Here is a 13,756-nt window from a genome sequence, read left to right on the forward strand (position 1 = left end):
TTTTCTACCAAAACCCCACCGCGAATGCTTCGCCCAACCCCCGAAGCATTCGCGCCCAGATACATCGGTTTTCTACCAAAACCCCAACGCGAATGCTTCGCCCAACCCCCGAAGCATTCGCGCCCAGATACATCGGTTTTCTACCAAAACCCCAACGCGAATGCTTCGCCCAACCCCCAACCCCCAATCACTTTTCCATGAATCAAAATTATCCTCAATTTAAATCGGCGGTTGTCGCGTCTAAGTTAACGACAGCCTGTATCAAATTTGACAAATATCTGGCGAAAATAAATCAAACGCCTCTAACTGAAATTCGTCAAAAACTACGCCATGAACTTAATACCTATCGCCATCAAGGAATGCTGAGTGTTGTGGTGGTGGGACAATATGGGGCGGGAAAATCTACCCTCATTTCAGCTTTAACAGGGCGACGGGATATTGCCATTCATTCAGATATCACAACGGATCAGATCACTCATTATAATTGGCAGGGAATAGAACTTATCGATACCCCTGGACTCTTTACAGAACGGCAGGATCATGATGAAATAACTTATGGCGCGATCGCGAAGGCAGATTTGTTGGTTTTCTGTCTTACCTCAATGCTATTTGACGCCATAACGGTGGAAAATTTTAAGCAGTTAGCCTACCATCAAGGCTATCGCTGGAAAATGATGCTGGTGATTAATAAAATGTCTGATGAGGCGGGTGATGATAGTGAAAAAATGGCTAACTACCGTCGCAGTTTGGCGGAAGCCTTACATCCCGATAATCTTGATGAATTTCCCATCTGTTTTATTGACGCAAAAGACTACTGTGAAGGAATCGATACAGGGGATAAGTTTCTGATAGACGTGAGTCGTTTTTCCACCTTAATAGAAACATTGAATACTTTTGTCGAACAGCGAGGGTATTTGAGCCGATTTGATACACCCATTCGCATCGCCTTAAGCTGTGTGGATGACGCGCAATTCCACCTCAGTCGTACCACCCCCCAAGACTCCATATTCTTAGAAATTATTACCCGCATAAATCGCATTCTACACCAAGAACGCCATCGGCTGCGTACCAAGATTCAGGGGATAATTCTGCGTCTATCTGCCGCGATTATTCAAGAAGGGGATATCCTACAATTAGCCTTGGGTAGCCAACTTAACTTTGAACAATTGACTCAGCGAACGGCACTGAATATCCAAAACCATTATGAACAAGCGGGACAAAAGATAGCTAATACCCTGAAGCAGGCGATGATATCTCTGTACCAGCATGTTAGTACAATCTTGAAAGGAAACCTAGTGCATATTTTGCTAGAATCCTGGGAAAATCTTCAACAGAATAGTGAAAATTTAGATAACTATAAAAAGGCACAACGCATCCAGCATAAACTGCATTGGCTGAAAAATTTTAGGGATACTGTTAAGATGATATCAGAAAACTCTCCCCAGAATTTAGCCGAGTTTCAAGTCAAACCTTGGCAGGCGGTAGAAGCAATGACTCCGATTGTTCATATCTCCCATTTCTTGAGTTCAGCGACAATCCTTTTCTCGGAAAAAGCTGAATCAGATAGTCGGGAATCCGCCGCACAGATGGAAAAGCAAATGAGCGATATTATCCGTTATATTACAACTCAATTTCAGACAATTGCTAAATATTTGGCAAATCAAATTAATGTTCAACTGTGGGAAGTAGAGCAACAAACCTATCGCAAACTTGAGCAACAAATTAGCGTCAAACTGCAGCAAGAAATAGACGCGATCGCAGGTGCAAATAAAGAGGTGAAACAATTATCTGAAATTCGCCGTGAATTTGAGCGAATTTTGCAGTATATTAGCAAAGAAACTGTAAATTCAGCGGTTGTCTCAGGAACAGATGACAAGTAATACAAAATCCAGTAGAATAAGTCCACGAAGGTGGACTTTGTTTGTGTAGCTGTGACTTCTAGTCGCCTAGTTATCCCAGGAACAAATGACAGGTAATACAAAATCCAGTAGAATAAGTCCACGAAGGTGGACTTTGTTTGTGTAGCTGTGACTTCTAGTCGCCTAGCCTAGTTATCCCAGGAACAGATGACAGGTAATACAAAATCCAGTAGAATAAGTCCACCTTGGTGGACTTTGTTTGTGTAGTTGTGACTTCTAGTCGCCTAGTTTTCTCTATTTTAGGCGTGCCACGTCAGTTGATGGCGAAGACAGCGCAACTACGAAATTAAGGGTTGATGAAGTCTAGATGAGTTCCTTCCAAGCGGCGTAATTCATCGGGAGTTCCCGTTAGTTTGAGTTGTCCATTCTCTAGGAGTACAATCCAATCGGCGCGGTTAATCACGCGAGGGCGATGACTAATCATAATTGTGGTTTTACCTTGGCGATGAAAGAGTAATTTGTCTAGAACTTCTGCTTCGCCTACGGGGTCAAGAGCGCCTGTTGATTCATCTAAAATAAGTATCGGAGGATCAGTGACAATTGCCCTAGCTATGGCTAATCGCTGTCGTTGTCCCCCAGAAATATTCGCACCGAATTCGCCTAAAACCGTTTGATACTTATCGGGAAGTTGATTAATAAATTCATCAGCATTGGCAATTTGACAGGCGGTGACAATTTGCTCAAACGTGGCGTTGGGATAGCTGAATAGAAAATTTTCTAAAATGGAACGACTCCAGAAATGGGGCTCTTGGGGAACCAGGATAACCTGCTGTCGTAAACAGTCCAAGGAGAGATCCGGGAGATTATAAATGCCAATGCGAATATTGCCCGATTGCAGGGAATAGAGACTGGCGATGAGTTTGGCTAAAGTGCTTTTACCACAGCCGGATTTACCGATTAATGCGATAACTTTCCCGCCGGGAATGGTGAGAGAAAAATCCGTGAGCAGGTTCACTCGTCCGGTATGATGGAAGTTAAGATTGGTGCAGATAATATCCGCCGCGTCGGGAATTTTGGCAAAGGGTTTTTTGCTGTCATCTGGAGTTTCTGGAGTGGCGTCGATGACTTCAGTTAATCGTTCTGTCGCGGTTTGGGCACGGGTGAATTCATCCACAAAGGTAATTGTGGTTTTGATGAAGCTGGTAAAATTACCATTCATGCTGTTAAATGCCAGCAATTGACCGATGGTTAATTCGTCTCCAATGACTAGGCGACTCCCAAACCAGAGTAAGGCAATACTACCAATATTGGAGACTAATCCGGAGAATACATTATTATAAATGGCAATTTGAATCGTGCGGAATGTGACATTCGCAAGGCGACCAAATCTACTTTGAAATTCCTCCCAGGCTTGGGGGGCGGCGTTGGTGGTTTTTAGGGTGAGGGCACCTTTAAAGGTTTCGACTAAAACCCCTTGGTTTTCGGCATCGGTGACTAGAACTCGACGAGTTTTCTGTTGCAGAGTAGGGAGAAAAATGATGGTGGAAAGGGTCATTAACACAGCAATTACCGCCGCCGCAATCGTGAGTTCCCAGCTATAGAACAGCATGAAGCCCAAGGAAACTAGGGCAATAAAAAATTCACTGGGGAGGCTGATAATGGCTTGGGAAACCAGTTGGTTAATTTCGCGGATATCGCGGAGACGGCTGACGATTTCGCCACTGCGGCGGGATTCGTAGTAACTTAAGGGAAGGCGCAGAATTTGCCGTCCGAATTCCAGGACAAGTCCCAATTCTAAGCGTTGGGCAAAGTGGGCAATTAGATTCGATTGTACGAGTTGTAGGCTGCTTTGCACCAGGTTCATCACCATCACCGCAACGACTACACCCGTTAGCAATTGGGTATCCCCCTGTACCAACACCTCATCGGTGAGAATTTGAATGAAGAAGGGGTAAGCTAGGGAAAGTAAACCGAGAACCAGGTTAATTAATAAGGCTTCACCGAGAATGCCTTGATAGGGTAAAACTCGCTTGAAGAAGCGGAGAAAACCACTGGGTTTATCGCTATCATCCGGTTGGCTAAAAAAGCGACTCGCATCAGGTTGGAGTAAAAGCATTACCCCATTAAACCAACCTTGGGCGAGTTCGGATTTGGACAGATAACGGATACCTACACCGGGATCAGCGATGATGTATTTTTTGCCCCGTTGTCCATATAATACGACCCAGTGATAGCCTTTCCAGTGAATGACGGCGGGTAAGGGGGCTTGATCTAATTTGTCGAGGATTTCCGGGGTGGCTTTGACGGAACGGGCATTAAAACCTAGGGCTTCCGCGCCTCGTTTAAGTCCGAGTAAAGTGGTTCCTTGTTGTCCGGTACCAACAGCTTCTCGGATACGACTAATGGTAAAGGTACGCCCGTGGTGTTTGGTAATCGTCGCCAAACAAGCGGCACCGCAGTCTTCTTCGCTGTGTTGGAGAACACTCTGATATTTTTTCACCGCTAAGAAGGCAAAACCTTATTGTATCGTTATTGACTTTTGCCGAGCAAGATTTTCCACAACAATCCTAACCCGATAAATGTTCTTTTGAATTTTTGAATGATTGAACTAGGTATAAATACTTGTGTTTACCCCGATTTCATGGTACGAAAAAACAAGCTTCAAGTTGAAGTGCCGAATGGGGAGCATAAGTCTAGTGGAATCTAGATGAGGCGGCAAAGTTTGCTTAGCAAGAATGGCTATTTCACGACCGACTTAGACAAACGATATATCTATATAGTTATGGCGTACCACGCATCATTTGACGTTTAAAGATTCTATTGGTAATATATCCAATAAGTAAAATTAATTTTAGTAGATTAGAGAAAAATGGAAGAATTTAAAGATAAAGAATTGTTTGTAGAACTTACCCCTGAAGAACTAGAAGAGTTGAAAGGGGGATTACTTCCTACTTTCCGGGGTTATCCTCATCCTCAACCAAGTATAACGGGTCCCTTTCTAAGTAAGCTCTTCCCAGGATTCCCATATGGAATGCCTGAATTTGACTTTTTAAGGAAGAATAAATATACGTAATTTTTGATCCGTCAAAAAGTCGTCTCAAAACAACGTCGCATTTTTCGGTCAGGTGGGGATTGCCTACCTGAAGACTGACTCAGAAAAAAGGCAGTTTTATAGGGAGTGCGCTCCCTAAACATTTTAGTAAATTTTTAGGACTTGGAGTAGCGTGATTTTATGGCACCGACTGGAGAGTGTCAGCGAATTTTACAGATCCACCCAACTCGAAAATGTAATCTACAATGTCTTCATTGCTACTCCTCTTCTAGCCCTCAAGAACAGGAGGAACTGGATGAGGTACTTCTCCAACAGGCAATAGCCGACGCTAGTGCAGAAGGCTATACAGTTGCTAACATTTCAGGTGGAGAACCCCTTTTGTACAAACCACTCGACAAGCTGCTGGAACAGGCTCATCAATGTGGTATGGTAACAACCGTTACCTCAAATGGGATGCTCTTAGATGAGAAACACCTGGAAAAGCTACGTAACCGGGTGGATTTACTCGCAATTAGTCTTGACGGTGTACCTGCATTCCATAACCGAATGCGCTCTTTAGATCAAGCTTTTGAGATAATGGCATCAAGACTTGAAGGGCTTCGACAATCGGGCATTCCTTTCGGATTTATTTTTACTCTAACACGGTACAATCTTCAGGACTTAGACTGGGTAGCCAATTTCGCCATTGAACAAGGAGCGAAATTATTGCAAATTCATCCCCTTGAAGAAGTTGGACGTGCCAAGGAGCGTTTAGCGGGAGTAAGAGCAAACGAGAACCAATTCGCCTATGCCTATCTGCAAGGGATGCGCCTGCAAAAAGCCTTTGGGGATCGCCTTTATGTGCAAGTTGATCTTGCCCACCGAGATGTGTTGCGGGCATATCCTGGTATGGTTTTTGCAGATACGTCTTTACTTGAAAATACGGAGGGCTTATTTGGTGATATTTTATCGCCACTGATTATTGAGGCTGATGGTACAGTTGTGCCAATTCAACATGGATTTGCTCGCCAATATGCTCTGGGAAATTTGCGACAAGCGTCTCTCAGGCAACTGGCGGCTAATTGGCGTCGGCAATGCTACCCTTCCTTTTTAGAACTTTGCCGTCGGGTATTTGAGGAACTAACGGCACCGACTGAGATACCCATCACTGACTGGTATGAAGCAATCGCCTCTCACGCCGAGGAATGAGGGCAAACATTTTGGAAAAGTCGTAAAACTCTGATATTTGGTCACTGTGTCAGAATGAGCCATATTAGTATTAGATCTAGACTGCACGCCGTGGTTTGATGGGCACACGCCGTGGTTTGATGGGCGCACGCCGTGGTTTGATGGGCGCACGCCGTGGTTTGATGGGCGCACGCCGTGGTTTGATGGGCACACGCCGTGGTTTGATGGGCGCACGCCGTGGTTTGATGGGCACACGCCGTGGTTTGATGGGCACACGCCGTGGTTTGATGGGCGCACGCCGTGGTTTGATGGGCGCACGCCGTGCGCCCCTACAATAACTAAAAAGGGTCTGCTGAATAAGTCTGGTGGAGGGGGTAGGGAGCAGGGGGAGCTCTTGAAGCAGGGGGAGTCAGAGTACATTTTCCCTGATAGCGGTGCAAGGGTATAAAAGGGTTTAACCCGGATTTCTTGAACTTGAGCAAATATCAATGCAACTCAAAGCCTTGATAGCTAAGGGTTTGGGGGTTGTGCAGCAAGCCCTAAAAAAGTATTCTAATGGTTATGGTTAAAAGTAGGAGGCTCAAGCACCAGCACCGAGGGAACCCACTCAGGTTGGGCTAATCGCAACAGTTGATAACCAATCCCTGCAAGCCCCGTCATCAATCCTGGTGTTTCGACGCCTAAAGGTACTCCACACAGCCAGCCATATTCATCGATACTATGGAGAATCATCGCGCTCAAACGGTTTAGATGATCCTGCCATTGAGGATCATTGAGGGTAAGACTAGCTTGCAGTAATAATTCTAGATTACCCAGGTCGCCGTGACATAAGGAATGATTCATCCCGAATCCTTGGGTAAGCGTGGTTTTGAGGGCGGTGTCGATTTCTGCACGAGTTTCGGTATCCTCCAGATGAGGCATAGAGCGCAATCGAGCTAAGCCAATTCCCGTAGCACCGTGACACCAAGCTGTCATATAATTGACTTGTCCTGGACTTCCAGAAAGCACGGTAGTCTCAAATTCTCGCAGATCGGGCCAATTTCCGACATCTGAGGAAAAGAGACTGCGTTCATAAGCGATCGCATCCTGTGCTGCTTCCTGAAATCGCTCCTCCCCTGTGACAGCAGCAAGTTCCAGCAACGCCCAAGCTATCCCTGCTACACCGTGGGAGAATCCAGTCAGGGGTTTTTTGCCCATACTAACTGACATCCAACCAATCCCCACCGTCATCTTCTGGGCGCAAGCCAGCAGGCGATCGCCACATTCAATAGCTGTATCAATTATGCGTTGAGAAGGATTACAGTGATACAAACTCAGCAAACTACCAATGCACCCAGCCGCACCGCCAATTATATCGAATTGTTCGTCTTTTTCAATAAGTTCTGTGAAATGATCCAGTAATCCTTCAGCCTCAGCTAAGAGTTCCGGTTGCTGCCACAGTACACTTAAATGGGTGAAAGTGTAGATAATCCCGCCCCAGCCACTGAAACCCCCAATCGAGGGAATCAATGATGAACTTTCCTCGATCTGATGTTGAATGGATCTCAAGGCAACTCGTGCCAATTGGGTGTAGCGTTTCTCCTTTGCGATCGCGCCCAGATAAGCTAAGAATAAAGCAATCCCTGGTATACCATCATAGAGATCCATCCCCAAGGGTAACAATGTCCAGTGGCGTGCCTTAATCAAGGTTAACCCCAGCCAGGTAACATCTTCGGAGCCCCGCAAGGCTAAGGTTTCGATGTGATCGCCAATTCGACAAGCCGCCGCCAAAAGTTGTTTGCGAGTGACACGAGTCTGGGTTTCTTTAAGATGATAGGTTGTCCATCCTGCCCGATCCCCATCCATTGACAAGGTTGTCAGGGAAGCGTGAATAAACCACAGTTGACGAGTTAAATCCTCTGCACTCAGTTGCTTAAGGCGGCGTTGCACCAATGCCATTCCCGATTCGGTGAAAAAATCAGCAATTTGTGGGTTGGTTAACCTCTCCCCCAGCTTCTTTTTATCCCCCCTTGCCCCCCTTTCAAAGGGGGGGATGGAGGGATGGGTACTCCTCCATAGATGGCGGGAATTGGGGCGTGTGGTAAACATGGGGATATCACCCTGCCACAAATCATCCCGTTCAGCCGGAATTACTTTTATTAGATTGGGGCGACGGGGAACTTCTTGCCAGAGGCGATCAAAAAAGCGATCGCGATCCAAGGCGTTACGCAATAAGTCAGGATGAAAACTATCCTGTAATAGTAACCCATAAGTTTGGGTGGGGCGCAAGATCACCCGTACTTCATCCTCTGCAAACTGGGCTACTATGCCATGTTCCGATAACAATTCGTCTCGGTGATTTAGGAGTAACTGATAAACTTCTGTAAACCCAGTTGCGATCGCGTCGGTGTAGTCGAGTACATTAACCTCACTATCATTAAGTCTAGGACGATTCTGACTTCCTGGCATCGCCATTCGCTCTTTCGTCAACCGCATCTCATCGGTACCTGTTCCCACCCAAGACGGTACAGGATTTGGCGTCATCTGCCCTGCGGCACCACCTAAACCACTGAAGTCAATCCCTTCGGATTCCGCATTTGCCCAAATTCGCTGCGGTAGTAATCCTACCCGCAAAACGGAGTCAACCATCCTTTTACTGGCAACAACGAATGATTTTTGATGATCAAATTCCTCACTTTCCGGGTGAAACAAAGATTCTAAGTCAACTAAGACTGGGGCTTCACCCGCTGCGATTAAATTTTCATAGTGGAAATCCATTGCTTCCATAGCATAAAGTAATGCCAAGTAGCCCCCCTGCCTTTGGTAAAAACGCTGAACAGCTTCTGGGGAATTACAAGGTTGGGCGCGAACAAATTCCACCCAGCCGTAGGTATAGCGATTAATCACATTTAGGGTACGAAATGGGGGGTGGTTGCCCCGTTCATTCAGCCAAGTGAGGAGTTCCTGAAAATGCACGTCTATTGCTAGAGATTTAGGCTTATAGACTATCTGAAAGCCCGAACTAAACGTGGCAATTATTACCGAACGCCCGCCCCGATGTTTGTCTCCTGCACCCGTATCGAGTTGTACTAATACACCTGGAGCTGTTTCTGGCGTAAATGTGGTGCAAATAGCCTCCCAATCAGCACAGAGGTGTTGGATAAATTCTAGGCTAAAGTTGACCCACTGATCGATGCAGATAACGACTTGCCGAGCCAGAACCGGGTACTCTTGGAGTAGAGAGAGGGCAATGTCGCGGTAAGCGAAGCTATTCCGCAGGAAATCGCGCAAGCGTTGTAAGAAGCTGAAGAAGCGATCCTCTGGGGTATTGCCCTGCAATTGTCCTTGTAGACGAGCCACATTTAATTCCAGTACCATTGTGCGACTCAACCTCCACAGCAATTCTCCTGGCAGATTGGCAAATAGCAACCTGACTACTGTGTTGGGGTCAAAGGGCACATCAGATTGTTTCTGAATCAGCGACTCAATTCCTTTTTTGAGCCGATCAATTCCTTGGTTGATTAGCGGCTCAATTGCGTACAAAAAACCAGCTTCTTTTTGTTCTCCTAACTGTTCTGGAGGCAGGATTACGCTAGTATCAGCATCAGTATAATTGGCAAATCCATCTGCCAACTCCTGTAGCCAATCGGGACTATCAGGTAAACGATTTTTTACCGCTTCAATTGGCTCACCGAGGAGGTCAATAAATTCCTCCTCAGTAATGCCATCTATTGCCAGACGTTGAGCGAAGTATGAGTCAGTATTGAAGGGGGGTTGGGATTGCCAGCGCTGTCTTCGACGTTCAGCTAAATTAGTATCAACCTGGCTATTCTCGGTATTCCTCTCAACTGAACTGAGTGATGCAATACGTTCAATCAAGCTGAGTGCTTGATACCAGGCGGAAGATGGGAAGCTAGGTTGATTCCTACTATTCATGGCAGGAGTAAACTAAACCAATTCTATAAATTTATATTAATCTGAAGCCAAGCTAGCAGTGATATTTCAGACTCCTTGAATCCTCAAAAGTTCCCCCATTATAAACCTGGCTCTTCCGGACTTATTATGCAAAACTGTTAGTTAAAACGGCTTCAAATCCAGTTATACCGTGATTTTAGCCTCAACAGTCTAAGTTAACTCAAAATAATGCCAAAAAGCCTTGCTACGCAAGAATTTTTGGCGTCTTGAGGTAATTTAGCATAACAGGTACGGAAGATCCTTTAAAATTGCTATAGTTCGTTACTTATGATTCGAGTCTGTTTTGCATTCTGACAGCCGCCATGACCACAGGTACTGTATGCCGTATGACATAGACCACAGGTCAGTACAGCAGTCGCAATAATAATTGTCCATGCTGGTATGCCACCAGATACAGTTTCCATTTCCGCATCCGACAGCTCAATTAGTCCCGCTGGATTTTCGGGCAGTTGAACACGCTCCTCTTCACTTAAACTGTTGCGATACTCCTCATCCTTCCAAGCGCGAATGATATCGATATTTGACATTGCTTTAATCCTTGATGTTTACCGAACACAAGTTTATTATCCAGTTATAATAGCAGCATAAAAGCATTTTGTCAATAGTTTTATCTTACTTGTTGAAATGCCGAACAGCTTATATAGCGGAGGCAGTTGGCAGGAGGATGAGGGGATTGGAGTGGAACCGATACATACAAGTCGTGGTGAAAGTCAAGTTATAGTGTTTCCTAGGTCATTGCCAATGTGATAAGTGTAAATGTATGATAAGTAAACATATATAGGGTATAGGGTTGGCTACACAAGTTACCAATCCTTATACATCAAGGGTTATAGAATGATTAAAGGTGTATCAAGGGCAAGGTTTTGACACTTATACGCTGGAAATCCTGGCATTTTTCGAGGATGCGATATGAGACAGGGGGGTGAAACTGCTGCCTGTTGACTGTTGCCTCTTGTCTACCCTTTACCACAGCACTTATTCAGCAAACCCTATATACTTCAAAATAGAGGAACAGAAAAAATGTCAAACAACGATATCATCCGCGCTTGGAAAGATGAAGAGTACCGCAGGAGTTTGAGTAAAGAGGAACAGGCAAAGCTACCCGATAATCCGGCTGGAAGTTGGGAAGAACTAGAACTAGATGAACAGATGATGGAAGCCTTGGCAGGTGGTTTGCTGAGTGCTAGGGGGAAGTTTGAAAGAAGTAAACCCCATGTAAACATAAGCGGTTAATTGACTAGCGCTCTATTCGCCCCAATACAGTTTTCAACAATAATAGCCATAGCCACTCGCGGGTATTCCGATACCTGGTATGGCATCCAACTAAAGACCTCCAGTTAGAAACGCTATAGTAGTCGTGTCTACGGCTAAATCCTAGTCTAGTTCTCAACGGCTGCTATGGCATACAGCGATTTTTCATTGAATCAGGTTAAAAAAGCTTTTGGACTAATTGAAAAATCGGTTCAGCTTTTCAGTGATGTCGCTACATTAGAACCAAGTAATTGGCTACAGGAAACCCTTAGCTACAGCCTTAAATTAGCTCTGTTTTCCTCCAGTGAAAAAGCCCGTTCAGAATTTATTATTGCCCCCATTTTAATTGAGCTAGAACGACGAAATCCGAATAAACTATCCATCTATTCTGGCGAAAAGCTCGATGTAGACGAGGAGCAAGGGTTGAAAGGAGAATGTGATTTTATCTTGGCTAAAAGTCCTGTTTCTATGACGATGCAGGCTCCGATTGTCTCGTTGGTAGAAGCGAAGAAAAGCGATATCAAAGGTGGTTTGGGTCAGTGCATTGCTCAAATGTTGGGAGCGCAACGCTTTAACGAGCTAGAAGATAACTCAATTTCTGGGATTTACGGCTGTGTGACTACGGGAGAAGATTGGCAATTTTTGAAGCTAGAGGGCAATTGTGTTTTTGTGGATAACCAGCGATATTACATCAATGAACTGGAAAAACTGCTGGGTATTTTTCAATTCATCGTGGATAGTTACGAAACATCTTGACAACCGTGGGGACGCACTGACGTGCGCCCTGATTTATTGAACCCCAAAATTTATTGCCAAATGTAACAATTGTAGGGGCGGGTTTAGGAACAATTGTAGGGGCGGGTTTAGGAACAATTGTAGGGGCGGGTTTAGGGAATCAACTTAGCTAGTCAGAACTAACTGAACAACGAAACCCGCCCTGCCTCACTAATAAAAATCTTGCTTAATTCTATTATGCTCAGTGAATCAAACCCTAACATTCTCCGCCCAATTCAAAGCGACGAATTTCTCCCGCCCATCAGTCGCTGGACAACCCTAGGCGGATTGTTTCTAGTAGGCACCTGTGGCATCGCTGTAGCCCTTGCCGCTTTCACCAAATACAATATTACTGTAAAAGCCCCTGCCACAATTCGTCCAGCGGGTGAACTGCGTCTGGTACAAGCCGCCACCCCAGGAACCGTGAAAAGTATTCAGGTAAAAGAAAACCAACCTGTTAAACAAGGGGATATTATTGCTACCATTGACGACTCCCGCCTCCAAACTCAAAAAAGCCAGCTACAAAGTAATCTGAAACAAAATCAACAACAAGTTAGGCAAATCGACGCCCAGATTATTGCCCTCGATAAACAGATTAGCGCCGAACGCGATCGCACCCAACGCACCATCGCTTCCGCCAAAGCTGAACTTAACCACACCCAACGGGATTATCGAGATAGACAAATCACTACCCAAACCTCAGTTCAAGAAGCCCAAGCCAATTTAACCCAAGCCAAAGAAGATTTACAACGACAACAAGCACAGCTAAAATCAGCCCAGGCGAATTTAAAGTCCACCGAAGCCGCCTTAAACGCCGCCAAAGCCAGACGCGATCGCTATAAACCCATTGCTGAATTGGGCGCCCTGTCTGAGGATCAATTCCAGGAAGCCCAACTCTCTGTCACTCAACAAGAACAAGCCCTGGAAGCCCAAAAAGCCACCGTTGAAGCCCAAAAACAAGACATCGAACGATTCGCCGCCGCCATTGATGCAGCCCAAGCTAGACTAGCAGGGGCATCAGCCACCCTGAATCCCAGTAATGCTACCGTCGCCATAGCCCTAGAGAAAATCGCCCAAGAACGCGCTACAGGGGAAGCCAGCCTATCCCGATTAAACCAAGAACACTCACAACTGATCCAGCGTCGGGTGGAACTCCAGAACCAACTTAACCGAGATAGGAACGAACTCCAACAGGTGGAAACTGAACTGACGGGTACTGTGATTCGCGCTTCAGCGTCTGGGATTATCCAACAACTGAATCTCCGCAACCGAGAACAAGTCGTCAATTCAGGAGATGCGATCGCACAAATTGCTCCTAGTGAAGCGCCGTTAGTGATTAAAGCCCAAGTCCCCTCTCAGGATATCGGTAAAGTAAAAACAGGTCAACGGGTACAAATGCGCGTCTCTGCCTGTTCCTATCCCGACTACGGTACGCTTCCAGGTACAGTTAGTACCATTTCTCCAGACGCCATTTCACCCCAACAGAATGGTGTTAATCCGACTACAACTACAGCGAATCCGGCTTACGACGTAACCATTCAGCCCGAAGGTTTACAGTTGAATTCTAATGGACAAAATTGTCTGATTCAATCGGGTATGGAAGGGAGAGCCGATATTATTACCACAGAAGAAACGGTTTTGACGTTTATTCTCAGAAAAGCGAGATTGCTGACCGATTTGTAAGGCAAAGTCCGGTGAT

9 protein-coding genes are annotated in these 13,756 nt (G+C 45.5%); 6 read left to right on the forward strand and 3 right to left on the reverse strand.

From position 1 onward, the window contains the following. On the forward strand, positions 1–1,880 hold a 1,880-nt coding region (locus tag RLO19_RS27880), incomplete at its 5' end, for a GTPase (protein WP_446360618.1). 325 nt (positions 1,881–2,205) lie between these two features. On the opposite strand, the gene RLO19_RS27885 is transcribed toward RLO19_RS27880, so the two are convergent. Beyond that, complete coding sequence (locus tag RLO19_RS27885) at positions 2,206–4,359, reverse strand: peptidase domain-containing ABC transporter (protein ID WP_446360619.1); 2,154 nt, start codon at positions 4,357–4,359, stop codon at positions 2,206–2,208. A gap of 369 nt (positions 4,360–4,728) precedes the next feature. On the opposite strand from RLO19_RS27885, the gene RLO19_RS27890 reads away from it, so the two are divergent. Further along, the gene (locus RLO19_RS27890) at positions 4,729–4,932 is read left to right on the forward strand and encodes a hypothetical protein (RefSeq protein ID WP_446360620.1); all 204 of its coding nucleotides are present in this window, start codon (positions 4,729–4,731) and stop codon (positions 4,930–4,932) included. A gap of 159 nt (positions 4,933–5,091) precedes the next feature. Then, positions 5,092–6,099 carry a radical SAM protein gene (locus RLO19_RS27895; RefSeq protein WP_446360621.1) on the forward strand — a complete coding sequence of 336 codons (1,008 nt, stop codon included), beginning with the start codon at positions 5,092–5,094 and terminating at the stop codon, positions 6,097–6,099. Positions 6,100–6,630: 531 nt separating this feature from the next. On the opposite strand, the gene RLO19_RS27900 is transcribed toward RLO19_RS27895, so the two are convergent. Then, a complete protein-coding gene (locus RLO19_RS27900) occupies positions 6,631–9,993 on the reverse strand; it encodes a type 2 lanthipeptide synthetase LanM family protein (protein WP_446360622.1) in 3,363 nt (1,120 codons plus the stop codon). A 290-nt stretch (positions 9,994–10,283) separates the two neighbouring features. Beyond that, positions 10,284–10,559, reverse strand: a complete 276-nt coding sequence (locus RLO19_RS27905) for a mersacidin/lichenicidin family type 2 lantibiotic (RefSeq protein ID WP_446360623.1) — start codon at positions 10,557–10,559, stop codon at positions 10,284–10,286. Positions 10,560–11,052: 493 nt separating this feature from the next. On the opposite strand from RLO19_RS27905, the gene RLO19_RS27910 reads away from it, so the two are divergent. The 3 genes from RLO19_RS27910 to RLO19_RS27920 all read left to right on the forward strand — a co-directional run bounded on the left by RLO19_RS27910 (position 11,053) and on the right by RLO19_RS27920 (position 13,740). Continuing rightward, positions 11,053–11,265, forward strand: a complete 213-nt coding sequence (locus RLO19_RS27910) for a mersacidin/lichenicidin family type 2 lantibiotic (protein ID WP_446360624.1) — start codon at positions 11,053–11,055, stop codon at positions 11,263–11,265. A 165-nt stretch (positions 11,266–11,430) separates the two neighbouring features. Then, entirely contained in the window at positions 11,431–12,039 is a 609-nt protein-coding gene (locus RLO19_RS27915) for a hypothetical protein (RefSeq protein WP_446360625.1), read from the forward strand. Between the two features lie 201 nt (positions 12,040–12,240). Next, a complete protein-coding gene (locus RLO19_RS27920) occupies positions 12,241–13,740 on the forward strand; it encodes an HlyD family efflux transporter periplasmic adaptor subunit (protein ID WP_446360626.1) in 1,500 nt (499 codons plus the stop codon). Positions 13,741–13,756: the final 16 nt, after the last annotated feature.

It is taken from the genome of Coleofasciculus sp. G2-EDA-02 (assembly GCF_040226375.1).
Taxonomy (GTDB): Bacteria; Cyanobacteriota; Cyanobacteriia; order Cyanobacteriales; family Coleofasciculaceae; genus Coleofasciculus.

What these genes read in the sequence shown, in the direction of transcription:
- RLO19_RS27915 (WP_446360625.1), top strand. Translation starts at nt 11,431, where the DNA reads ATGGCATACAGCGATTTTTCATTGAATCAGGTTAAAAAAGCTTTTGGA.
- RLO19_RS27910 (WP_446360624.1), top strand. Translation starts at nt 11,053, where the DNA reads ATGTCAAACAACGATATCATCCGCGCTTGGAAAGATGAAGAGTACCGC.
- RLO19_RS27900 (WP_446360622.1), bottom strand. Translation starts at nt 9,993, where the DNA reads ATGAATAGTAGGAATCAACCTAGCTTCCCATCTTCCGCCTGGTATCAA.
- RLO19_RS27905 (WP_446360623.1), bottom strand. Translation starts at nt 10,559, where the DNA reads ATGTCAAATATCGATATCATTCGCGCTTGGAAGGATGAGGAGTATCGC.
- RLO19_RS27890 (WP_446360620.1), top strand. Translation starts at nt 4,729, where the DNA reads ATGGAAGAATTTAAAGATAAAGAATTGTTTGTAGAACTTACCCCTGAA.
- RLO19_RS27895 (WP_446360621.1), top strand. Translation starts at nt 5,092, where the DNA reads ATGGCACCGACTGGAGAGTGTCAGCGAATTTTACAGATCCACCCAACT.